Origin of the sequence: Citrobacter sp. Cb004 (genome assembly GCF_030337065.1) — a bacterium.
In the GTDB taxonomy this organism is placed as follows: Bacteria; Pseudomonadota; Gammaproteobacteria; order Enterobacterales; family Enterobacteriaceae; genus Citrobacter; species Citrobacter braakii.
In genome coordinates, this window is record NZ_JAOWCH010000034.1 from 25,174 (window position 1) to 48,350 (window position 23,177).

General features: G+C 52.7%; 24 protein-coding genes. 10 read left to right on the forward strand and 14 right to left on the reverse strand.

Annotated elements, in window-relative coordinates; genetic code table 11:
• Positions 1-93: 93 nt before the first annotated feature.
• The 5 genes from hemW to OGV65_RS02325 are packed head-to-tail and all read right to left on the reverse strand — an operon-like array spanning position 94 to position 3,400.
• On the reverse strand, positions 94-1,230 hold the full coding sequence (hemW, locus tag OGV65_RS02305; RefSeq protein ID WP_019077663.1) for a radical SAM family heme chaperone HemW: 1,137 nt from the start codon (positions 1,228-1,230) through the stop codon (positions 94-96).
• Positions 1,223-1,816, reverse strand: a complete 594-nt coding sequence (locus tag OGV65_RS02310; protein ID WP_016154402.1) for an XTP/dITP diphosphatase — start codon at positions 1,814-1,816, stop codon at positions 1,223-1,225. The genes hemW and OGV65_RS02310 overlap by 8 nt, the downstream gene beginning before the upstream one ends.
• Before the next feature lie 7 nt (positions 1,817-1,823).
• Positions 1,824-2,114, reverse strand: coding sequence for a DUF167 family protein YggU (yggU, locus tag OGV65_RS02315; RefSeq protein WP_005123286.1), 291 nt, complete (start codon positions 2,112-2,114; stop codon positions 1,824-1,826).
• Complete coding sequence (locus OGV65_RS02320; RefSeq protein ID WP_016154401.1) at positions 2,111-2,677, reverse strand: YggT family protein; 567 nt, start codon at positions 2,675-2,677, stop codon at positions 2,111-2,113. Before OGV65_RS02320 ends, yggU begins: the two co-directional genes overlap by 4 nt.
• 18 nt (positions 2,678-2,695) lie before the next feature.
• Positions 2,696-3,400 carry a YggS family pyridoxal phosphate-dependent enzyme gene (locus OGV65_RS02325; protein ID WP_016154400.1) on the reverse strand — a complete coding sequence of 235 codons (705 nt, stop codon included), beginning with the start codon at positions 3,398-3,400 and terminating at the stop codon, positions 2,696-2,698.
• Between the two features lie 17 nt (positions 3,401-3,417).
• Between OGV65_RS02325 and OGV65_RS02330 the strand changes: the two genes are divergently transcribed.
• Complete coding sequence (locus OGV65_RS02330; RefSeq protein WP_286454557.1) at positions 3,418-4,398, forward strand: type IV pilus twitching motility protein PilT; 981 nt, start codon at positions 3,418-3,420, stop codon at positions 4,396-4,398.
• Here the strand turns inward: OGV65_RS02330 and ruvX are convergent.
• The 8 genes from ruvX to metK form a co-directional block, all read right to left on the reverse strand.
• Positions 4,395-4,811, reverse strand: coding sequence for a Holliday junction resolvase RuvX (gene ruvX, locus OGV65_RS02335; protein ID WP_003825428.1), 417 nt, complete (start codon positions 4,809-4,811; stop codon positions 4,395-4,397). The genes OGV65_RS02330 and ruvX overlap by 4 nt on opposite strands.
• Positions 4,811-5,374 carry a YqgE/AlgH family protein gene (locus OGV65_RS02340; protein WP_016154395.1) on the reverse strand — a complete coding sequence of 188 codons (564 nt, stop codon included), beginning with the start codon at positions 5,372-5,374 and terminating at the stop codon, positions 4,811-4,813. Before OGV65_RS02340 ends, ruvX begins: the two co-directional genes overlap by 1 nt.
• A gap of 176 nt (positions 5,375-5,550) precedes the next feature.
• A complete protein-coding gene (gshB, locus tag OGV65_RS02345) occupies positions 5,551-6,498 on the reverse strand; it encodes a glutathione synthase (protein WP_016154394.1) in 948 nt (315 codons plus the stop codon).
• A 12-nt stretch (positions 6,499-6,510) separates the two neighbouring features.
• Positions 6,511-7,242, reverse strand: coding sequence for a 16S rRNA (uracil(1498)-N(3))-methyltransferase (rsmE, locus tag OGV65_RS02350; RefSeq protein WP_141875632.1), 732 nt, complete (start codon positions 7,240-7,242; stop codon positions 6,511-6,513).
• Between the two features lie 75 nt (positions 7,243-7,317).
• Positions 7,318-8,025 carry a deoxyribonuclease I gene (gene endA / locus OGV65_RS02355; protein WP_016154392.1) on the reverse strand — a complete coding sequence of 236 codons (708 nt, stop codon included), beginning with the start codon at positions 8,023-8,025 and terminating at the stop codon, positions 7,318-7,320.
• 94 nt (positions 8,026-8,119) lie between these two features.
• Positions 8,120-8,617 carry a SprT family zinc-dependent metalloprotease gene (locus tag OGV65_RS02360; protein WP_016154391.1) on the reverse strand — a complete coding sequence of 166 codons (498 nt, stop codon included), beginning with the start codon at positions 8,615-8,617 and terminating at the stop codon, positions 8,120-8,122.
• 77 nt (positions 8,618-8,694) lie between these two features.
• Entirely contained in the window at positions 8,695-10,089 is a 1,395-nt protein-coding gene (gene galP / locus OGV65_RS02365; RefSeq protein WP_016154390.1) for a galactose/proton symporter, read from the reverse strand.
• Positions 10,090-10,487: 398 nt separating this feature from the next.
• Positions 10,488-11,642, reverse strand: coding sequence for a methionine adenosyltransferase (gene metK / locus OGV65_RS02370; protein ID WP_003027071.1), 1,155 nt, complete (start codon positions 11,640-11,642; stop codon positions 10,488-10,490).
• Positions 11,643-12,181: 539 nt separating this feature from the next.
• Here metK and yqgG point away from each other — a divergent pair.
• The 4 genes from yqgG (at position 12,182) to speB (ending at position 15,590) form a co-directional block, all read left to right on the forward strand.
• On the forward strand, positions 12,182-12,319 hold the full coding sequence (gene yqgG, locus OGV65_RS02375) for a small protein YqgG (protein WP_269149342.1): 138 nt from the start codon (positions 12,182-12,184) through the stop codon (positions 12,317-12,319).
• Between the two features lie 91 nt (positions 12,320-12,410).
• On the forward strand, positions 12,411-12,542 hold the full coding sequence (gene yqgB, locus OGV65_RS02380; RefSeq protein WP_049041971.1) for an acid stress response protein YqgB: 132 nt from the start codon (positions 12,411-12,413) through the stop codon (positions 12,540-12,542).
• Between the two features lie 8 nt (positions 12,543-12,550).
• Positions 12,551-14,527, forward strand: coding sequence for a biosynthetic arginine decarboxylase (gene speA / locus OGV65_RS02385; RefSeq protein WP_016154389.1), 1,977 nt, complete (start codon positions 12,551-12,553; stop codon positions 14,525-14,527).
• 142 nt (positions 14,528-14,669) lie between these two features.
• Positions 14,670-15,590, forward strand: coding sequence for an agmatinase (gene speB / locus OGV65_RS02390; RefSeq protein ID WP_286454558.1), 921 nt, complete (start codon positions 14,670-14,672; stop codon positions 15,588-15,590).
• 111 nt (positions 15,591-15,701) lie between these two features.
• Here speB and loiP read toward each other — a convergent pair whose 3' ends face one another.
• Complete coding sequence (gene loiP, locus OGV65_RS02395; protein ID WP_016154387.1) at positions 15,702-16,460, reverse strand: metalloprotease LoiP; 759 nt, start codon at positions 16,458-16,460, stop codon at positions 15,702-15,704.
• Positions 16,461-16,739: 279 nt separating this feature from the next.
• Between loiP and tkt the strand changes: the two genes are divergently transcribed.
• The 5 genes from tkt to glpX all read left to right on the forward strand — a co-directional run bounded on the left by tkt (position 16,740) and on the right by glpX (position 23,168).
• Positions 16,740-18,731 carry a transketolase gene (tkt, locus tag OGV65_RS02400; protein ID WP_016154386.1) on the forward strand — a complete coding sequence of 664 codons (1,992 nt, stop codon included), beginning with the start codon at positions 16,740-16,742 and terminating at the stop codon, positions 18,729-18,731.
• A gap of 316 nt (positions 18,732-19,047) precedes the next feature.
• Positions 19,048-19,491, forward strand: coding sequence for a PTS mannitol transporter subunit IIA (cmtB, locus tag OGV65_RS02405; protein ID WP_049282161.1), 444 nt, complete (start codon positions 19,048-19,050; stop codon positions 19,489-19,491).
• Positions 19,492-19,518: 27 nt separating this feature from the next.
• Complete coding sequence (locus OGV65_RS02410; RefSeq protein ID WP_153690034.1) at positions 19,519-20,898, forward strand: PTS mannitol transporter subunit IIBC; 1,380 nt, start codon at positions 19,519-19,521, stop codon at positions 20,896-20,898.
• A 24-nt stretch (positions 20,899-20,922) separates the two neighbouring features.
• Positions 20,923-22,200, forward strand: coding sequence for a zinc-binding dehydrogenase (locus OGV65_RS02415; RefSeq protein ID WP_181220825.1), 1,278 nt, complete (start codon positions 20,923-20,925; stop codon positions 22,198-22,200).
• On the forward strand, positions 22,197-23,168 hold the full coding sequence (gene glpX / locus OGV65_RS02420) for a class II fructose-bisphosphatase (RefSeq protein ID WP_200047157.1): 972 nt from the start codon (positions 22,197-22,199) through the stop codon (positions 23,166-23,168). The genes OGV65_RS02415 and glpX overlap by 4 nt, the downstream gene beginning before the upstream one ends.
• Positions 23,169-23,177 lie beyond the last annotated feature (9 nt).

A 23,177-nucleotide genomic window follows, 5' to 3' on the forward strand; every position in this document is an offset into this window, starting at 1 on the left:
TTGTCAATAAATGACGTGCATTGTACTCGGTTTTTCCGAGTACAATATTTAGAGGAATTTGTAGAAGAAAATGCGCCGACAGGCGCACAGAGATCACTCCGCCAGAAACAGCTCCAGCAGAGAATTCAAAAATAGCTTACCGTGCTGGGTAATCTGCCAGTATTCATCGCATTCACTCAGATAGCCCTGGGCAATGGCCTCATCGATCTGTCGACGAATAACGTCTTCGGTAAGCCCGGTATATTGCGTGAACTCCGCGCGAGGCGCGGCTTCCAGCAGCCGGAAACGGTTCATAAAGAACTCAAACGGCTTATCGGCCTCGGCGACATCTCGCTGGCTTTCCAGATAACGTCCTTGCATGTATCCGCGCGGATGTCGCGTTTTGGTCGTGCGCAGGATGCGACCGTCAGGGAAAGTGACTTTGCCGTGCGCGCCGCAACCAATGCCTAGGTAGTCGCCAAAACGCCAGTAATTTAGGTTGTGCTGACACTGATAACCCGGTCTGGCGTAGGCTGAGGTTTCGTACTGCTGATACCCCGCGGCGGTCAGCAACTGGTGGCCTTGCTCAAAAATATCCCACAGCGCGTCGTCGTCCGGTAATACCGGTGGTCGGGACCCGAACAGCGTATTCGGCTCGATGGTCAACTGATACCAGGAAAGATGCGGCGGGTTGAGCGCGATGGCCTGCTGTAAATCGCTCAGCGCCTCTTCCAGCGTCTGATCCGGTAAACCGTGCATCAGGTCGAGGTTAAAGCTGCGTAGTCCCAGACCGCTTGCCAGGTGCGCTGCACGTTTGGCTTCTTCCGGCCCGTGAATACGTCCCAGACGTTCGAGTTTGGCGGAGCTAAAGCTCTGTACACCAATGGAGATACGGTTTACGCCAGCACGTTGATAATCCACAAAGCGATCGGCTTCCACCGTACCGGGATTCGCCTCCATCGTGATTTCTGCATCTGCGGCGAGATTCAGCCGTGCGCGCACGCCGTCGAGCAGCGTTTGCATTGCCGGGCCAGAAAGCAGGCTCGGCGTACCACCACCGATAAAAATCGTCTTTACCTCGCGGCCCTGGGCGTGGGCCACCTCAGAATCCAGATCGCTCAGCAGATGCTGCACATAGTCGTCATGAGGGACTTCGCCTTTAAGCGCATGCGAGTTGAAGTCGCAGTACGGGCATTTCTGCACGCACCACGGGATGTGTATGTAAAGACTTAACGGCGGAAGCTTAACCATTACGCAGGGCATCCAGCAGCAGCTTCAGCGCCTGTCCACGGTGAGAAATCGCGCTCTTTTCTTCGCGGGTCAGTTCGGCGGCGGTTTTCCCTTCAGAGGGCACAAAGAAGATTGGGTCGTAGCCAAAACCACCGTTTCCGGCAGGTTCACGGGCAATAACGCCCGGCCAGCGTCCGTGGCAAACCACAGGTGTTGGATCGTCTGCATGGCGCATATACACCAGCACGCAGTGGAATTGTGCCTGGCGCTTGTCATCAGGAACATCCTGCAGGGTGTGGAGCAGTTTTTCTAGGTTCTGCTGATCGGTTGCATCTTCGCCGGAATAGCGGGCTGAATAGATGCCCGGCGCGCCGCCAAGGGCATTTACCGCCAGACCGGAGTCATCAGCAATGGCGGGTAAACCGGTAATTTGCGCGGCATGACGAGCCTTCAGAATGGCGTTCTCAATAAACGTCAGCCCGGTCTCTTCTGCAGAATCAACACCCAGATCCGTTTGAGCAACAACATCAAGACCGAAATCACTCAGAAGAGAGGCGAGTTCACGCACTTTACCGGCGTTGCCGGTCGCGAGGACAACTTTTTGCATGGGATACCTAATCAGTTAGCGCCGCAATTTCGGGCGGGATCTGTTGCGGATGAATGATTTTAACCTGTTTGTGACGACCAAGCTCGCCCTTCTCAATGACGACCTGGCTTTTTGCCACACGGAACTGTTTGCCGAGAAACTTCACCAGATGACTATTGGCTTGCCCATCAACCGGTGGGGCGGTAATGGCGACTTTTAGTTCGTCGCCATGTAAACCTACAATACTGTCACGGCTGGCTTTAGGCTGAATGTAGAGCCGTAAAACCAGACCGTCATCGCAGGGGGTAACGGCACTCATAGCGCCATCCACAGCCCCGGTAGCAGCATGTTACCTGTCGCCTGTAATACTTCTGCGATGCCCATGTTAATGACATACAGCAGCAGAACCAGGATCATTGGCGAGAAATCGATCCCGCCCATGCCTGGAAGTAAGCGACGAATAGGACGCAACAGCGGATCCGCCAGTTGAATCAGCACGTACTCCACAGGGCTGCGGCCCTGGCTGACCCAGCTCATAATCGCCATCACCAGCAGAACCCAGAAAATCAGCAGTCCGATGGTCTTCAGGACAATCAGCACGGCGGCGATCCAGATGATCGGCTGGAACGTAACCACCTTAAACAGCACGATGGCCTTGATAAAGCTCAGAACGAGCGCAACTAATGCCGATGCGCTGTCAATTGGCCCCATCGGGGGAATGATACGGCGTAACGGCCCAATAATGGGCTGAGTGATTTTCACAATAAACTGCGAGAACGGGTTGTAGAAATCGCAGCGAGACCATTGCATCCACACGCGCAGCAGCAGCGCCATGGTATACAGCTCAATTACCGTTGAGAGCAGGAAGGTCAACGTATTCATGGTGTTCCTTAGTTTTCCTTATTTTTTAGTGTAATCACGAGCACCAAAAATGGCAGTGCCGATGCGCACCATCGTGCTACCCGCCGCAATGGCGGCATCCATATCATCAGACATCCCCAGTGAGAGCGTGTCGATACTTGGGTAACGTGTTTTCAACCCGGCAAATGCTACCGCCATTTGCTGTGCAACTTCAAACTGCCTTACATAATCTGACTCTGGCGCCGGAATCGCCATCAGACCACGCAGGGTAATCCGTGGCAACGCGGCGACTTCAGCGGCCAGTGCATCAAGCTCTGCAAGCGGAATACCTGACTTACTGTTCTCATCGCTGATATTAATCTGAATCAACACATTGAGCGGCGGCAGTTCCGCAGGGCGCTGTTCGCTCAGACGGGCAGCGATACGCAGACGATCAATTGTATGGCACCAGTCAAAATGTTCAGCGACCAGACGACTTTTGTTCGACTGCAGCGGGCCGATAAAGTGCCACTGCAGATCGTTAACGCCTTTTTCCTGAAAGTAGCGGATCTTATCCACCCCTTCCTGGACATAGTTTTCACCGAAGGCACGCTGCCCTGCGGTCATGGCTTCTTCGATGGCGCTCGCAGGTTTGGTTTTGCTGACTGCAAGCAACATAACTTCTTCTGAAGACCGCCCGCAACGCGTCGCGGCGGCTGAGATTTTGTCCCGGACATGTGCCAGGTTATGCGCGATATCGTTCATTTTCCGAGGATGTTCATATGAATATGGAAGAAATAGTGGCCCTTAGTGTAAAGCATAACGTGTCGGATCTACACCTGTGCAATGCATGGCCTGCGCGCTGGCGCATAGGTGGAAAAGTCGAAATAGCACCATTTACTCCCCCTGACGTGGAGAATCTGCTGATGTGCTGGCTCAGTGAGCAACAACAGGTACAGTGGCGGGAACAGGGGCAGATTGATTTTGCCCTTACGCTGGCGGACTCCCGGCGTCTACGCGCCAGCGCATTTGCTCATCAGCAGGGAACCTCGCTGGCGCTAAGATTGCTACCGCTTGAATGTCCTCGTTTAGACGATCTTCAGACCCCCGAGGCCATACCTAAACTGCTGCACGGTGAAAATGGATTAGTTCTGGTCACTGGAGCCACCGGCAGCGGTAAATCAACTACCCTGGCGGCGATGGTGGAGTACCTTAATCAACATATTGCGGGGCACATTCTGACGCTGGAAGATCCGATTGAGTATCGCTACACCAGCCAACGTTGTCTTATTCAACAGCGGGAGGTGGGCGTACACTGCGCTTCTTTTGCTGCCGGTTTGCGCGGCGCGTTACGCGAAGATCCCGACGTTATTTTGCTGGGCGAGCTGCGCGACGTGGAAACTATTCGTTTGGCCTTAACGGCAGCGGAGACCGGGCATCTGGTGTTGGCAACCTTACATACGCGAGGGGCGGCGCAGGCCATCGCGCGGCTGGTGGACACCTTTCCCGCTCAGGAGAAAGATCCGGTGCGTAACCAACTGGCAGACAGCCTGCGGGCGGTACTTTCGCAAAAGTTGGAGGAAGATAAGCAGGGAGGACGCGTGGCGCTATTCGAACTGCTCGTCAACACGCCCGCCGTGGGTAATTTGATCCGCGAAGGGAAAACGCATCAGCTACCCGGTGTGATTCAAACCGGGCAGCAGACAGGTATGCAGATGTTTGCACAAAGTCAGCAGCAGCGCCAGGCGCAGGGGCGACTTTAGTAGCCCTGCTCGAAATAGCTTTCAAGGATAATAACGGCAGAAGCGGAATCTACTTTGCCTTTATTCAACGCCCGGTATCCGCCTTGCTCAAACAGGCCTGAGCGGGCTTCGACGGTGCTCAAACGTTCATCGTGCAGCGTTACGGTTACGCCAAAGCGACCGTGAATGCGGTTAGCGAATTTGCGCGCGCGCGCAGTAAGGGGTTGTTCGGTGCCATCCATGTTGAGCGGCAGGCCGACAATGATTTCGTCCGGCTGCCACTCTTTTAGCAGGCGTTCAATCAAACTCCAGTCTGGCGTACCGTCCTGTGCTTTGATGGCGGGCAAGGGTCTCGCCGTACCGGTAATGCGTTGACCAACCGCGACGCCGATACTTTTCGTACCAAAATCAAAAGAGAGTAATGTTCCGCTCATCAGGCGTGTCCCGCCACGCCTGGCATGGTCTGAATATCAATCCCGATAAGCTTCGCCGCATCGCGCCAGCGGTCGGCAATCGGCGTTTTAAATAAGATGTTGAGGTCTGCGGGAGCAGTGAGCCAGGCGTTATCCAGTAGCTCTTGTTCCAGTTGACCTTTTTCCCATGATGAATAGCCCAGCGCAACCAGCACTTCAGATGGCTGCTCCTGCGTACCCAGGGTTTCAAGTACATCGCGGGAGGTGGTGATGATAGTGTTATCTGAAATGCGAATACTGGAGGCAAAGCGTGACGGCGGGGTGTGTAGAATAAATCCACGGTCTTCCGCCAGTGGGCCGCCGAGCATCACCGGTTTGTCCAGACGAATGGCAGGATCGCGTGCTTCTGGAGTAATCTTCAGCTTTTCCAGAATCCCTTCAATTTGTAAGTTTTCCAGAGGCTTATTGACGATAATCCCCATTGCTCCGTTCTCATTGTGTTCACAGATATACACCACGGAACGGCGGAAAATCGGATCCTGGAGAGCAGGCATGGCAATTAGAAAGTGATGCTGTAAATTCATTGTCAGAGGTTCTGTTTCCTGGTTCAAAAAAGCAACAGAGCCCAGTATGTGGGCAAAGCGCGAAGATGTCACCCTCTGAAGATAGCTTTGCCGGATGGCGGCTTCGCCTTATCCGGCCTACGGGGTGCAAATGTAGGCCGGATAAGACGCGAAGGCATCGCCATCCGGCAACTTATTTATTTCTGCAAACGTGCCTCGATGGCGTCCATCAGCATACCGGTAATCGAAACCGGGAACTCCGCTTCAATTTCACGAATACAGGTTGGGCTGGTGACGTTAATTTCCGTCAGACGGTCGCCAATGATATCCAGACCGACAAAAATCAAACCTTTTGCTTTCAGCGTTGGCCCAATGCGACGTGCAATTTCCCAGTCGCTGTCGGTTAATGGACGCGGCTCGCCACGACCGCCGGCTGCCAGGTTGCCACGGGTTTCGCCGCCTTGTGGAATACGCGCCAGGCAGTACGGAACGGGTTCGCCATCGACCACCAGCACGCGTTTATCGCCGTCTTTAATTGCCGGCAGATAGTTCTGCGCCATGCAATAACGGGTACCGTGCTCGGTCAGCGTTTCGGCAATAACGCCAAGGTTCGGATCGCCTTCCTTCACGCGGAAAATAGATGCGCCGCCCATGCCGTCCAGCGGTTTGAGAATGATGTCGCTGTGTTTTTGCCAGAAGGCTTTCAGCTGCGCTTTGTTACGCGTGACCAGTGTTTCCGGCGTCAGGTCGGCAAACCATGCGGTGAACAGCTTCTCGTTACAATCGCGCAGGCTCTGCGGTTTGTTGACGATTAGCGTCCCTTTCTCCTCTGCACGTTCCAGAATATAGGTTGCGTAGATGAACTCGGTATCAAACGGCGGATCCTTACGCATCAGAATGACGTCCAGATCTGCCAGCGGGAGATCCTGCTCGCTATTGAACTCATACCATTTGTCGTAGTTCTGCTCTACGCTCAGGGTACGTGTACGGGCGCGGGCTTCACCGTTGATCAGATAGAGATCGGCCATTTCCATATAATGAATTTCGTAACCGCGACGTTGCGCTTCCAGCAGCATAGCGAAGCTGGAATCTTTCTTGATGTTGATGCTTGCGATGGGATCCATCACGATGCCGAGCTTGATCATTGTTCTTCTCCGTTAGCCCAGATCGCCAAAACGCACCTGTAGCGCGGTGATGGCGGTGAGCGCAGTTGTCTCAGTACGCAGAACGCGAGGTCCTAACAGAATATCAGTAAACTGATACCGTGCGGTCATGGCAATTTCATCTGCCGACAGCCCACCTTCGGGGCCAATCAGCAAGCGGATGCGTTCCACCGGGAGCGGCAGCGTATTGATGCTGGCGCTGGCGCGGGGATGCAGGTTCAGTTTCAGACCTTCATCCTGTTCGGCGCACCACGCTTCCAGATCCATCGCCGGGCGAATTTCAGGCACCCGATTACGACCGCACTGTTCGCAGGCGGCAATGGCGATTTTCTGCCACTGCTGGAGCTTCTTGTTCAGGCGTTCGCTGTCCAGTTTAACGCCGCAGCGCTCAGAAAAAAGTGGCGTAATGAGGCTTACACCCAGTTCAATCGATTTTTGGATAGTAAATTCCATTTTTTCACCCCGCGACATCACCTGGCCCAGGTGGATGTGCAGCGGCGATTCTCGATCGTCGAGTTCAGCGTTAAGCACCTTCACGTCTACGCTTTTCTTACTGGCGTGGGTGATTTCGGCGTTGAATACCTGATTGCTGCCATCAAACAGCTGTAGCGCCTGGCCTGGCCCCATACGCAGCACGCGGCCGATATGGTTGGCAGCGTCTTCACACAGTGAAATTTGGCTGCCGGAAGTGAGTGGCTCAGGGTGATAAATGCGAGGAATGCGCATAGTTAAACATCCGCGTCATGGCCCTGGACTGCAAAAGGCCAGGGCATGGTTAAAAAATATTGCTGCTAGTGTAGGTTAGCTCTTTTGCGCCTGGCAAGCGCGTTGCACATAGGGGTTATGGTTCCCCTGTACCTTCGCAATGCGTTCGTCGCGCTCACACTCCCAATCGGTGACCGGATACTGCTTATTCCAGGCATTAAAAAGCTGAGTTTGCTGGCGGGAGAGCGTCAGGTTGTATTGGTCGCGCATGTAAAAATAGGTACGCGCGATGGCGCCACGGGCGCGGGCTGGCGGCTCGGCAACTTTCTCTTTGAAGTCAACCTTCATGGTGCATTGTCCATATTGGCCTTCGCCACCGTTCCACTGGCTGTACATAAAGTTTGCGCGATCGCCATTGACCTCACCCACCGCGGGCTGCAGGTTATGCATATCGCTTTCCATTTTGCGATAGACCGGATCTTTAGCGCAGTTTTTACGCCCTCCGTCCTGCCAGCACTGGCGCTGATGACCAAATTGCCAGGCGGGGACCACGTGTTCCCATTCAATTCGACTGGCGCGGTTTTCATTTTTTCGCACTTTATAGCCGCAGGATTCGAGGTCAACGACCCCTTTTTTTCCTTGCCAGTTAATTTTACATCCGCAATAGAAATCGCCTGGCGCATCGGCGTTAACTTTAACGCCTGCTGCTTTTGCCTGAGAAAAACTGTTGATGCCTTCGGCTAAAACCGAGCCTGAAAACGCAGCGGCTAACAAGGCCGCAGCAAAAGAAAGATTACGGTACATCACGAACTCCGTGTCAAAACGAGCCCGCAACGTAGCGAAAGTCATTCCTGTATGCAATCAGTTAGATCAGAAAAGTTCCTGATAATTCTGAAGATTATTCTGCAACCAGCGGTTGACCGCAGTGAACGCAGCGGTAGGTGGCTTCGCCGCGTACAACGCGGTTATGGCGGCGGACGGTCAGTTGGTGCTCCTGACACTTACAGCGGTATGTAAAGGTCTTACGCTGCACGGATTGCAGCTCAAACTGATGCGTGCGCCGGGCCGGTACGCCCAGCACGCTCTCCATCATCCATTTCCACTCTTTCCCGTGCGGCGGTACGCGGCCAAAGTGTTTCCACACCAGTAGATGCGCCAGTTCATGGGGCACCACTTCGTTAACGAACGCGTCAACATTCTCCATCAGCAAAACTGGATTAAGACGAATTTCGTAGGTTTGTAGCCACGCGGTACCCGCGGCGGTTCCGCGCTGTTGGTAAACCAGCTTTGGTTCCGGGTATTGGCGTTCGAGCTTGAGATTGGCCTGAGCGAGTTTTTCCCGCAGGCTGCGCATAACGGCTTGCTGGATGGCGATCGGGAGACGGGAGGTTTTCATAACGCCAGAGGATAGTGCGACAGGGAAGGGACTGCAAGAGGAAGGCTCCCTCCCACGGGGGAGGAAGCCTAACGAGATTAGTCGTGTGCGCCAATTTCGCGCAGTTTACGACCTTTCATCAGGTTACGTTCAATGTGTTCCAGAGAGACGTTTTTAGTTTCAGGGATCAGCCACAGGGTCAGGAAGATGAACAGTACGTTCAGGCCACCGTAGACCCAGAAGGTGTTGGCGCTGCCCAGCGAGTTCAGCATCGTCAGGAAGGTTGCGCCGACAATCATGTTGGCAATCCAGTTAGTTGCGGTAGAGCAGGTGATGCCGAAATCGCGGCCTTTCAGCGGCTGGATTTCAGAGCACAGTACCCAAATCAGCGGACCGGCGCTCATCGCAAAGCCAACGATAAACATTAGCAGCATCAGCACTGCGAAGTATTGTGCGGCTGGCGAGTGAATACCCACGTGCATCATGGTACCCAGCACGCCCATACCGACGGCCATGACGATAAAGCCGAGGATCAGCGTAGGTTTACGGCCCCAGCGGTCAACTAGGCCAATGGCGATAAAGGTTGCCAGCACGTTGGTCAGACCGACAATAACGGTCCCCCACATCTGTTCGGTGGTGTTGGTGTAACCCGCCAGCTCAAAGATTTTTGGTGCGTAATACATAATGACGTTCATCCCGGTGAACTGCTGCATCACCTGTAACAGGACGCCAAGGAAAACTGCGCGGCGGAAGTTGCTGTTTTCTTTAAACAGCGCCCAGCCGCTCTGCTTCACTTGCAGGCTTTCACGAATTTCATCCAGCTCGCGTTTGGCTTCAGCGCTGGTGTCACGCAGACGCAACAGAACGCGTTCGGCATCGACAAAACGACGTTTAGCCGCAAACCAACGCGGGCTGTCCGGCAGGAAGATGACGCCAACCAGCAGTAACAGGGCAGGGATGATGATCACGCCCAGCATCCAGCGCCATGCGCCGCTGTAGCTAAACGCCGTATCGGAAAGATACGCACCTAAAATACCGATGGTGATCATTAACTGATACATAGAAATCATGCTGCCGCGAATTTTTTCCGGGGCGATTTCGGACAAGTACAACGGTGCGGTATAAGACGCAACGCCGACTGCCAGGCCGAGCAGCACGCGGGAAACCAGCAGCACTTCAACGTTTGGCGCTGCGGCGGAGAACAGCGAACCGGCAACAAACAGGATTGCGCCGATCATCAGGCTTTTTTTACGCCCCAGCTTGAAGGAGAGCCAACCGCTGCCGACGGCGCCCACTGCCGCACCAAACATCATGGAACTCACCACCCATTCCTGAGTGTGTGGGGTAATTTGGAACTCGTCGGTGATGAATGGTAAAGCACCGGCAATAACACCGATATCCAGGCCAAAAAGTAATCCAGCCAGGGCTGCCAGGAAGCAGACAAAAAATGTCATGGCTTTGTTGGAATGCCCCGTTTTTTTATTGTCAGGCATGATGCCCTCCGTTGGGTAGCTAGTTTTGTTGATGTTAAGGGTAGGTGAGTACGGGGTAAAAAAATGCGAATCACATCACATTATTGTAATCGGTTACACTGGCATTCATGTGGATTATTGTTTAATGGGTTGAAAGTTAACATTATTTATTATTATAGAATAAAGGTGATTGGCTGATTTTAAGACAATGCTGAAATATGATGTAACAGTGATGCAATGCTGGTAACTAAGAGATGTGAATTCAAGGTAGATAGAAATACCGTGCTATGTAATCGCTTTCATTTGTTATTGAGGCAAATGAAATTAGCGTGGTTATAGCGATGGGGGATGGGAGAGCAAATGACATAAAAAAAGACCAGCACGAGGCTGGTCTTCATAAGCGTTGAGCCGTAGGGGTATTACTTCAGACCGGCAGCTTCACGCAGCAGGGCGGCTTTGTCGGTTTTTTCCCATGGGAAATGTTCGCGACCAAAGTGACCGTAAGCAGCGGTTTCTTTGTAAATCGGGTGCAGCAGATCCAGCATCTGAATCAGGCCATACGGGCGCAGGTCGAAGAACTCACGCACCAGCAGGGTCAGCTGCTCTGAAGGCACTTTTTCAGTACCGAACGTTTCCACCATGATAGAGGTCGGTTCAGCCACGCCGATTGCGTAGGAAACCTGAATCTCACAACGGTCAGCCAGGCCAGCGGCAACGATGTTTTTCGCTACGTAGCGGGCTGCATAAGCTGCGGAACGGTCAACTTTAGACGGATCCTTACCAGAGAATGCGCCGCCGCCGTGACGGGCCATGCCGCCGTAGGTATCAACGATGATTTTACGACCCGTCAGACCGCAGTCACCCATTGGACCGCCGATAACGAAACGACCAGTTGGGTTGATGAAGAACTTGGTTGAAGCTGTCAGCCATTCAGTCGGCAGTACCGGTTTGATGATCTCTTCCATAACGGCTTCTTGCAGCGATTTCTGATCGATATCTTCAGAGTGCTGAGTCGACAGAACAACCGCATCGATCCCGACGATTTTACCGTCGTCATACTGGAAGGTTACCTGGCTTTTTGCATCCGGGCGCAGCCAGGATAAGGTGCCGTTTTTACGCACTTCAGCCTGACGCTGCACCAGACGGTGAGCATAGGTAATCGGGGCTGGCATTAGCACGTCGGTTTCGTTGGTTGCATAACCAAACATCAGACCCTGGTCGCCTGCACCCTGTTCCAGCGGATCCGCACGGTCAACACCCTGGTTGATGTCCGGAGACTGTTTACCAATCGCGCTCAGTACCGCACAAGAGTTGGCATCAAAGCCCATGTCGGAATGCACATAGCCAATTTCGCGAACCGTGTTACGGGTGATCTCTTCGATATCAACCCATGCGCTGGTGGTGATCTCACCGCCAACTAAAACCATGCCGGTTTTGACGTAGGTTTCGCAGGCAACGCGTGCTTTCGGATCCTGCTCCAGGATTGCATCCAGCACGGCATCAGAGATTTGGTCAGCGATTTTGTCAGGATGCCCTTCTGATACGGACTCGGACGTAAAAAGGTGTTTTGCCATATTTAATTTCACCTAAGGAGAATGTAGTTAGCTCAAACTGTCGAGTGGAATAGCCATGTGTAGAAGATTCTACCATGAGTCTGCAGATGACGGACACTGGCAGTCTGAGTGTTAATCGGTATAGATGGATTAACATCTGGACGGCTATTTTAAGGCGGTTCTGCGCCTGATTTCCAGCTTTTTTTGATTGAGCTCGCATTGTACTGAAAATGTAACTGGAAATTTTTCCTGACGGTGCTGGCAATGCGCGTATTTATCTTTTGCTTTTTCGTACTGTTGTCGGTATAAAACGCGGCGCGCGGCTCATATCCGTCATACTTCAAGTTGCATGTGCGTTGGCAATACTCGCCCCAGTCACTTACTCCTGTAAGCGCCCGGGGAATCACTGCGTTGCCGCCTTCCCGCAACTCGATTTATTGAGGATAGACAAAAAAGCACACGACGTTTTCATCGTGTTGCCACTTCCAGCCGGGTTAAAACTTTAGCTTTGGCTTGTGGGTTCGTTCCGTCAGGAGCAACCGTGGAGGTGATACGAGATAATGAACCGTTGTATTCTGCTGAATCTGTCGCACCGTTCTGGTGTACATATGTCCCCCGCAATCTGCATCTTGCATACCTGCCGATGTTATACCCATCTCGGCGCTTCTCAGGACTCCAGGGCCGGCAACGGTCACTAAGAACTGAACAAGGGCGCTCTTGGTAAACAAGAGTTTTCTCGTGGTTTCGCCGAACCGTCAGCATTAAGTTCGGTTACGTGTTTACATTGATATGAAAAAGAAACCGGTCGCACAGTCGGAGCGTCAGCACTATCTGCTGGAAATTCTGCCTGTATTTGGGTTGTTATCGCGTCTTCGGATTGCGATAGTAGTCAACTGTTTTACACTTGTTAATAAAATTTGAGGTTCGCTATGTCTGACGACATTTCTTTGGGTTCGCCTTCGTCAGCAGGCGAACACGGTGTACTACGCTCCATGCAGGAGGTTGCAATGAGTTCCCAGGAAGCCAGCAAGATGCTGCGTACTTACAATATTGCCTGGTGGGGTAATAACTACTATGACGTCAATGAACTGGGCCACATCAGCGTGTGCCCGGATCCCGACGTACCAGAAGCGCGCGTTGACCTTGCTGAGTTGGTGAAAGCCCGTGAAGCGCAGGGCCAGCGTTTGCCTGCATTGTTCTGCTTCCCGCAGATCCTGCAACACCGTCTGCGTTCGATTAACGCCGCGTTTAAGCGCGCCCGTGAGTCTTACGGCTACAACGGTGACTATTTCCTCGTTTACCCGATCAAGGTTAACCAGCACCGTCGCGTGATTGAATCGCTGATCCACTCCGGCGAACCGCTGGGGCTGGAAGCCGGTTCTAAAGCTGAACTGATGGCCGTTCTGGCTCATGCCGGAATGACCCGCAGCGTGATCGTGTGTAACGGCTATAAAGACCGCGAATACATCCGCCTGGCGCTAATTGGCGAAAAGATGGGCCATAAGATCTATCTGGTCATCGAGAAGATGTCTGAAATCGCTATCGTGCTGGATGAAGCTGAACGACTGAATGTTGTTCCGCGTCTGGGCGTGCGTGCGCGTCTGGCGTCGCAGGGCTCCGGCAAATGGCAGTCCTCCGGCGGAGAGAAATCGAAATTCGGCCTGGCGGCAAACCAGGTGCTGCAACTGGTAGAAATGCTGCGCGAGCGCGGTCGTCTGGACAGTATTCAGTTGCTGCACTTCCACCTCGGCTCACAGATGGCGAACATTCGTGATATTGCCACCGGCGTACGTGAGTCGGCGCGTTTCTACGTTGAGCTGCACAAGCTTGGCGTAAATATCCAGTGCTTCGACGTGGGCGGTGGCCTGGGCGTGGACTACGAAGGTACCCGTTCGCAGTCTGACTGCTCCGTAAACTACGGCCTGAACGAATACGCGAACAACATCATCTGGGCGATTGGCGACGCCTGTGAAGAGCACGGTCTGCCGCACCCGACGGTAATTACCGAATCCGGTCGCGCTGTTACCGCGCATCATACCGTGCTGGTGTCTAATATTATCGGCGTTGAGCGTAGCGAGCATACCGAAGCAACGCCTCCGGCTGACGATGCGCCGCGTGCCCTGCAAAGCATGTGGGAAACCTGGCAAGAGATGCATGAGCCGGGAACCCGTCGTTCGCTGCGTGAATGGCTGCACGACAGCCAGATGGATCTGCACGATATTCACGTTGGGTACTCTTCAGGCACCTTTAGCCTGCAGGAACGCGCGTGGGCAGAACAGCTCTATCTGAACATGTGTCACGATGTGCAAAAACAACTCGACCCGAGCAACCGCGCGCACCGTCCGATTATCGACGAGTTGCAGGAGCGTATGGCGGATAAGATTTACGTCAACTTCTCGCTGTTCCAGTCGATGCCGGATGCGTGGGGGATCGATCAGCTGTTCCCGGTGATGCCGTTGGAAGGGCTGAACAAGGCTCCTGAGCGCCGTGCGGTGCTGCTGGATATCACCTGTGACTCTGATGGCGCTATCGACCACTATGTTGATGGTGACGGCATTGCGACCACCATGCCGATGCCGGAATACGATCCGGAGAACCCGCCGATGCTGGGCTTCTTTATGGTGGGTGCGTACCAGGAGATCCTTGGCAACATGCACAACCTGTTCGGTGATACTGAAGCGGTTGACGTGTTCGTCTTCCCTGACGGCAGCGTGGAAGTGGAGCTGTCTGACGAAGGGGATACCGTGGCGGATATGCTGCAATACGTGCAGTTGGATCCGAACACCCTGCTAACGCAGTTCCGTGACCAGGTGAAAAACACCGATCTGGATACCGAGTTGCAGCAGCAGTTCCTCGAAGAGTTTGAGGCAGGTCTGTACGGATATACCTATCTCGAAGACGAGTAATGCTGTTGGGGTTCGCTTGAACCTGAGCAAATTAACGGCGATAATTCGCCTATACAAGTAGTCACGTAAATCAATCCCTTCCTCGTCGGGCTTAACGACGCGGAGGGGATTTTTTTTCACCGATTTTAAAAGAGGTCAGTACATGAGCACCTTAGGTCATCAATACGACAACTCCCTGGTTTCTAACGCCTTTGGTTTTTTGCGTCTGCCGATGAACTTCATGCCGTACGACAGCGACGCCGACTGGGTGATCACCGGCGTACCGTTTGATATGGCAACGTCTGGCCGCGCGGGCGGTCGTCATGGTCCGGCTGCGATCCGTCAGGTTTCCACTAACCTGGCGTGGGAACACAATCGCTTCCCGTGGGACTTCGATATGCGCGAGCGCCTGAACGTGGTGGACTGCGGCGATCTGGTTTATGCGTTCGGTGATGCCCGTGAAATGAGTGAAAAACTGCAGGCGCATGCTGAGAAGTTGCTTTCTGCCGGTAAGCGCATGCTCTCTTTCGGCGGTGACCACTTCGTCACGCTGCCGCTCCTGCGCGCGCACGCTAAACACTTTGGTAAAATGGCGCTGGTGCACTTTGATGCCCACACCGACACCTACGCTAACGGCTGTGAATTCGACCACGGTACCATGTTCTACACTGCGCCGAACGAAGGTCTGATCGATCCGAATCACTCTGTGCAGATCGGTATTCGTACCGAGTTCGACAAAGATAACGGCTTTACCGTGCTGGATGCTTGCCAGGTGAACGATCGCGGCATAGATGACATCATCGCCCAGGTTAAGCAGATTGTTGGTGATATGCCGGTGTATCTGACCTTTGATATCGACTGCCTCGATCCGGCGTTTGCTCCAGGAACCGGTACGCCCGTGATCGGCGGTCTGACTTCCGATCGCGCGATCAAGCTGGTACGTGGTCTGAAAGATCTGCATATCGTCGGGATGGATGTGGTGGAAGTGGCTCCGGCCTACGATCAGTCAGAGATCACCGCGCTGGCGGCGGCTACGCTGGCACTGGAAATGCTGTATATCCAGGCGGCGAAGAAAGGCGAATAACGGGTTTCGGACTATTTTGCCGGATGTCGCTGACGCTAGTCCGGCCTACATTATTGCTGAATTTGTAGGCCGGATAAGGCGTTCACGCCGCCATCCGGCACTGTTCGAGGATTATTTTATCCCGTCAGCGCTCATGCGATCGCGAATGTGTTGCGCACGTTCTGCAGATGCCGGGTGATCGTCAAACATTGAGCTTTGGCGTCCTGCTTCCAGTTTAGCCAGTTTCTCAAAGCTGGTGGCCAGTCCTGCCGGATTGATCCCACGTTTGCGCAACAAATCATACGAGTAATCATCCGCTTCGGATTCCTGACGCTGGGAGAACTGCGAGTTCACCAGTTTCTCGCCAAGATCGCCCAATTGCGACTGCGACAGGCTGCCGACAATGCCGCCAGCGGAAGCCGCTGCTGCACGTACGGCGTTAGTGCCCAGCGCGACCTGCATGCCTTTTTTCACATGACCCAGTGCGACGTGGCCCATTTCGTGGCCGATCACCGCTTCGACTTCGTTATCGGTCATCATATCCATCAGGCCGCTGTACACGCGGATACAACCGTTCGCCATGGCAAAGGCATTCACATCTTTCGCCATATAGACTTTGTAGTTCACCGGCTGGCCGTTAATGTTGTCGCCAAGCGCGGCGGCGATTTTGCCAAGACGCGTTGCGTACTCGCTGCTGGCAGGGGCGATAGTAGCCTTGCTGTCCATATCTTTACAGGCCTGATCGCTCAGCGCTTTTACCTGAGTATCGCTCAGACTATAGGCCTGAAAAGCCTCTGCGCCAGAAGAAAGTAGTCCGTTTGAGTCCATGTTCTGGCAGCCGGTCAATGCCGCCGCCATGCTCGTAGCAAGCAGTAAAGCGCGAATTTTCATTTTTTCTCTTCCGCACAAAGTCAGGATTTTTCTAAAAAATGCGTCGTTTGCAGGTAAACCGACGCTCGGCCTTAGTATAAAGAAAAGAACATTCAGCGGGCGAGAAGATTGCGCAACTTGCGCGCATGATCCAGAGATTTCTGAAGCGGTAAAAGGATGCTCCATGTACATGACACGCGGCTTGGGTTACATTGTTGGCACTTTTTTCCGGCGTAGCCCAAAACGCGCTGTCGTCAAGTCGTTAAGGGCTCAGCCTTCATTATCCGATCTGGAGTCAAAATGTCCTCACGTAAAGAGCTTGCCAATGCTATTCGTGCGCTGAGCATGGACGCAGTACAGAAAGCCAAATCCGGTCACCCGGGTGCCCCGATGGGTATGGCTGACATTGCCGAAGTCCTGTGGCGTGATTTCCTGAACCACAACCCGACTAACCCGTCCTGGGCTGACCGTGACCGCTTCGTGCTGTCCAACGGCCACGGCTCCATGCTGATTTACAGCCTGCTGCACCTCACCGGCTACGATCTGCCGATGTCCGAGCTGCAGAACTTCCGTCAGCTGCATTCCAAAACGCCGGGTCACCCGGAAGTGGGTTACACCGCGGGTGTTGAAACCACTACCGGTCCTCTGGGTCAGGGCATTGCGAATGCTGTGGGTATGGCTATCGCCGAAAAAACGCTGGCGGCGCAGTTTAACCGTCCTGGTCACGACATCGTTGACCACTTCACCTATGCTTTCATGGGCGACGGCTGCATGATGGAAGGTATCTCTCACGAGGTATGTTCCCTGGCCGGTACGCTGAAGCTGGGTAAACTGGTAGCGTTCTACGATGACAACGGCATCTCTATCGATGGCCACGTTGAAGGCTGGTTCACCGATGACACCGCTAAGCGTTTCGAAGCTTACGGCTGGCACGTGGTTCGTGGCGTTGATGGTCACGATGCTGACGCGATTAAGCGCGCAGTTGAAGAAGCTCGCGCTGTGACCGACAAACCGTCCCTGCTGATGTGCAAAACCATCATCGGTTTCGGTTCCCCGAATAAAGCCGGTACCCACGACTCTCACGGTGCACCGCTGGGTGATGCAGAAATCGCACTGACCCGCGAACAGTTGGGCTGGAAATACGCGCCGTTTGAAATTCCGTCTGAAATCTACGCGCAGTGGGATGCGAAAGAAGCAGGCCAGGCAAAAGAAGCTGCATGGAACGAGAAGTTCGCTGCTTATGCGAAAGCCTTCCCGCAGGAAGCCGCTGAATTCACCCGTCGTATGAAAGGTGAAATGCCGTCTGACTTCGACGCAAAAGCGAACGAGTTCATCGCTAAGCTGCAGGCTAACCCGGCGAAAATCGCCAGCCGTAAAGCGTCTCAGAACGCGATTGAAGCGTTTGGTCCTCTGCTGCCTGAATTCCTCGGCGGCTCCGCTGACCTGGCACCAAGTAACCTGACTCTGTGGTCTGGTTCTAAAGCTATCAACGAAGATACTGCCGGTAACTACATCCATTACGGTGTACGTGAATTCGGTATGACCGCTATCGCTAACGGTATCTCCCTGCACGGTGGCTTCCTGCCGTACACCTCCACCTTCCTGATGTTTGTGGAATATGCCCGTAACGCGGTGCGTATGGCTGCGCTGATGAAACAGCGTCAGGTGATGGTCTATACCCACGACTCCATCGGTCTGGGCGAAGATGGCCCGACTCACCAGCCGGTAGAGCAGGTAGCTTCGCTGCGTGTGACCCCGAACATGAGCACCTGGCGTCCGTGTGACCAGGTTGAATCTGCCGTTGCATGGAAATACGGAGTAGAGCGTCAGGACGGTCCGACCGCGCTGATCCTCTCCCGCCAGAACCTGGCACAGCAGGAACGTACCGAAGAGCAGCTGGCGAACATCGCGCGCGGTGGTTACGTGCTGAAAGATTGCGCCGGTCAGCCGGAACTGATCTTCATCGCTACCGGTTCTGAAGTTGAGCTGGCTGTGGCTGCCTGGGACAAACTGACCGCTGAAGGCGTTAAAGCGCGCGTGGTTTCCATGCCGTCTACCGACGCGTTCGACAAACAGGATGCCGCTTATCGCGAGTCCGTACTGCCGAAAGCTGTTTCCGCACGTGTTGCAGTGGAAGCGGGTATCGCAGACTACTGGTTCAAATACGTGGGCCTGAACGGCGCTATCGTTGGTATGACTACCTTTGGTGAGTCTGCACCGGCTGAGCTGCTGTTTGAAGAGTTTGGCTTCACTGTCGACAACGTTGTCGCGAAAGCAAAAGAACTGCTGTAATTTTGATTACAGGTGAAAACGGGTCGCTTATGCGGCCCGTTTTTTTAAAGTAAGTAAATTTATTTGATCGTTCGCAACCCAAAAATGTAGATTTGCATCACAAATATGATATTTAGCGATGTTTTATATTTGCAGCTTGAATCACATTATTGCTGTTGATTTTTATATTTCTTTTCTCAATTCATTGTTTTTAAAGGCATCACCAAAAAACATTCTGCGCTGTATGTAGTTTTCTCCTCGATTGATTTCATTTTGCCGTGCGCGTATTTTATTTTTAACGCTAACTCGTACCCTAAAAATAAAATAAGGAAAATGTATGCGGCTGATTGATTACTTTCCCGAATCATCTATCTCAATAAAAAATTCAGCAAAGAACTGGCAGGAGGCAATTGACTTTTCTATGTCATCCTTACTCGCCAATCATTATGTCAATTCAGATTATATTCAGGCCATTAAAGACTCAACGACTAACAATGGTCCTTATTATATTTTAGCGCCAGGCGTCGCCATGCCGCACGCTCGACCGGAGTGTGGCGCGTTAAAAACCGGTATGTCATTAACGCTTCTCAAACAGGAAGTGAAATTTGCCGAAGATGATGAAGGTATCAGATTATTAATCGGATTGTCGGCGGCTAATGCTGATTCACACATTGGCGCTATTCAGGCCTTAAGCGAATTATTATGTGAAGAGGAAGCACTAACCGCTTTGTTAGCGGCTAAATCAGAAAAACAATTGGCGGATATTATCGCTCAAGCATAATTAACGGTTTCCTTTCAGGACATTATTATGGAAAACAAGTCTGCTCGTGCCAAAGTCCAGGCTTTTGGTGGGTTTTTGACTGCAATGGTCATTCCCAACATCGGCGCATTTATTGCCTGGGGTTTTATTACCGCATTATTTATTCCTACCGGTTGGATGCCGAATGAGCATTTCGCCAAAATTGTCGGTCCGATGATTACCTATTTACTGCCCGTCATGATTGGCTCCACTGGGGGGCATCTGGTTGGCGGGAAACGCGGTGCGGTAATGGGGGGCATTGGTTCTATTGGCGTTATTGTGGGCGCGGATATCCCGATGTTCCTTGGCGCGATGGTAATGGGGCCGCTTGGCGGTTGGGTGATTAAGCATATCGACCGTCTGCTGGAAAAACGCATTCCTGCAGGCTTCGAGATGGTTATCAATAATTTCTCTCTTGGTATTGCGGGAATGCTTTTATGCTTGCTGGGGTTTGAAGTTATCGGCCCAGCGGTTCTCATTGCCAATAATTTCGTGAAGGAGTGTATTGAAGCGTTGGTTCATGCGGGCTATCTGCCGTTGCTATCCGTAATCAATGAGCCGGCAAAAATCCTCTTTCTGAACAATGCCATCGATCAGGGGGTGTATTATCCGCTGGGGATGCAGCAAGCTTCTGAAACGGGAAAATCGATTTTCTTCATGGTGGCATCTAACCCAGGGCCGGGATTAGGTTTGTTACTCGGCTTTGCTATCTTTGGCAAAGGGATGAGTAAAAAGTCTGCGCCAGGCGCCATGATTATCCACTTCCTCGGTGGTATTCATGAACTGTATTTCCCGTATGTGCTGATGAAGCCTCTGACCCTGATCGCGATGATTGCCGGGGGAATGACCGGGACGTGGGTATTCCACCTGCTGGACGGTGGGTTAGTTGCGGGGCCAAGCCCAGGATCTATATTCGCCTATCTGGCATTAACGCCGAAAGGTTCTTTCCTCGCGACCATTGCAGGAGTCACCGCGGGAACCGTTGTTACTTTTGTTATTACCTCTGTCATCCTGAAAATAGAAAAGAACGTTGAAACAGAAAGTGAAGATGACTTTGCTGAATCAGCCAGAACCGTCAAAGCGATGAAGCAGGAAGGGAAATTCTCTTATAAAAACATTAAACGTGTCGCTTTTGTCTGTGATGCAGGAATGGGTTCCAGTGCTATGGGGGCAACCACGTTTCGTAAGCGTCTGGAGAAAGCGGGATTGAATATTACTGTGACGCATTATGCTATCGAAAACGTTCCGCAAGATGCCGATATTATTGTCACCCATGCCAGTCTTGAAGGTCGTGTTAAACGTGTAAGTGAAAAGCCATTAGTGCTGATTAAGAACTATATTGGTGACCCATTGTTGGATGATTTATTTAAACGCATTACTGCGAACTAGCCTTCTTCTATTTTTGGAGTGAATATGAAAACGAAAGTTGCTGCCATATATGGCAAGCAGGATATTCGTATCCGCGAGTTTGAACTGCCTGCAATTACAGATAATGAATTGTTAGTAAGCGTAATATCCGATAGCGTTTGTTTGTCCACCTGGAAAGCAGCAGCATTGGGGAGCGATCATAAACGCGTACCGGACGATCTGGAAAACCATCCGGTGATTACCGGACATGAATGTGCAGGTATTATTGTTGAGGTGGGAAAAAACCTGACGGATAAATATAAGAAAGGTCAGCGTTTTGTGTTGCAACCCGCGATGGGATTGCCAAGTGGATATTCAGCAGGATACAGCTATGAATATTTTGGCGGCAATGCGACATATATGATTATCCCGGAAGTGGCGATTAACCTGGGATGCGTTTTGCCTTACCACGGCTCTTATTTTGCTGCCGCCTCATTGGCAGAACCGATGTGCTGCATTATTGGCGCGTATAACGCGAATTTTCACACCACGCCTTACGTTTATGAGCATCGCATGGGGATTAAGCCAGGGGGGAACATTGCGCTTCTGGCCTGCGCCGGGCCGATGGGTATTGGTGCAATAGATTATGCCATTAACGGGAATATTCAGCCGTCGCGCGTGGTGGTGGTCGACATTGACGAAGCACGACTGGCGCAGGCTAAAAAACTGTTGCCCGTTGAGCGGGCGGCAGAAAAGGGGATTGAGCTCATCTATGTGAATACTACTGGCATGGATTCTCCGACAGCGATGCTGCGAGCGTTAACTCATGACGCAGGTTTTGATGATGTCTTTGTGTATGCGGCAGTGCCTGCAGTTGTTGAGATGGCTGATGATTTACTCGCGGAAGATGGTTGCCTGAATTTTTTTGCCGGTCCTACGGACAGTAACTTCAAAGTGCCGTTTAATTTTTATAACGTGCACTACAACAGCACTCACGTTGTCGGGACATCTGGTGGTTCAACGGATGATATGAAAGAGGCCATTGCGCTCAGTGCAACCGGCCAACTGCAACCGTCGTTTATGGTGACGCACATTGGCGGCCTTGATGCAGTTCCGGAAACTGTATTGAATTTACCGGCGATCCCCGGCGGTAAGAAGCTGATATATAACGGTGTTACCATGCCACTAACCGCCATTGCTGATTTTGCCGAGAAAGGGAAAACTGACCCATTATTCAAAGAACTGGCGCTGCTGGTGGAGGAGACGCACGGTATCTGGAATGAAAAGGCAGAAAAATACCTTTTGGCACACTTTGGCGTTGATATCGGGGAGGCGGCGATATGATGTCGCTGGCATGGCCGCTATTTCGTATCACGGAGCAGGCTGCACTGGCAGCCTGGCCGCAAACCGGGTGCGGCGATAAAAACAAGATTGATGGTCTGGCTGTGACGGCAATGCGGGAAGCATTGAACAGTATTGCCATTCGCGGACGCATCGTTATTGGCGAAGGGGAGATTGATCAAGCCCCGATGCTGTGGATTGGTGAGGAAGTGGGAACCGGCAGCGGACCTGAGGTAGATATCGCCGTTGATCCTATCGAAGGAACCCGAATGGTGGCTATGGGGCAAAGCAATGCGCTGGCCGTCATGGCGTTTGCCCCTCGCGGTAGTTTGTTACACGCTCCTGATATGTACATGAAAAAACTGGTTGTTAATCGGTTTGCGAAAGGGGCGATTAATCTGGCGCTGCCGTTGGCAGATAATCTGCGTAATGTGGCAGAGGTGTTAGGTAAACCGCTGGAGCGACTGCGGATGGTGACGCTGGATAAACCGCGCCTTCAACCAGCGATTGCCGAGGCGACACGGCTTGGCGTCAAGGTCTTTGCTCTGCCCGACGGCGACGTGGCCGCCAGTGTGCTGGCCTGTATGCAGGAGAATCCTTATGATCTGATGTATACCATTGGCGGCGCGCCTGAAGGGGTTATTTCAGCCTGTGCGGTTAAAGCGCTGGGGGGCGATATGCAGGCTGAACTGATTGATTTTTGCGAAGCGAAAGGAAATAACGCAGATAATCGTCTGATTGCGGCACAGGAACATCAGCGCTGCGCGGAAATGGGCGTTGAGATCAACCGGATCTACGCGCTGGACGAACTGGTAGGGGGAGATAAGATCCTCTTCAGCGCAACAGGGGTCACGGGCGGCGATCTTGTGAAAGGGATCCAACAGGTTGCGAATGGTGTGCGCACGCAAACTTTACTGATCGGCGGCGCGGATCGAACGTGTAATATAATAGACTCTCTGCATTCATGGTGATTTATCGAG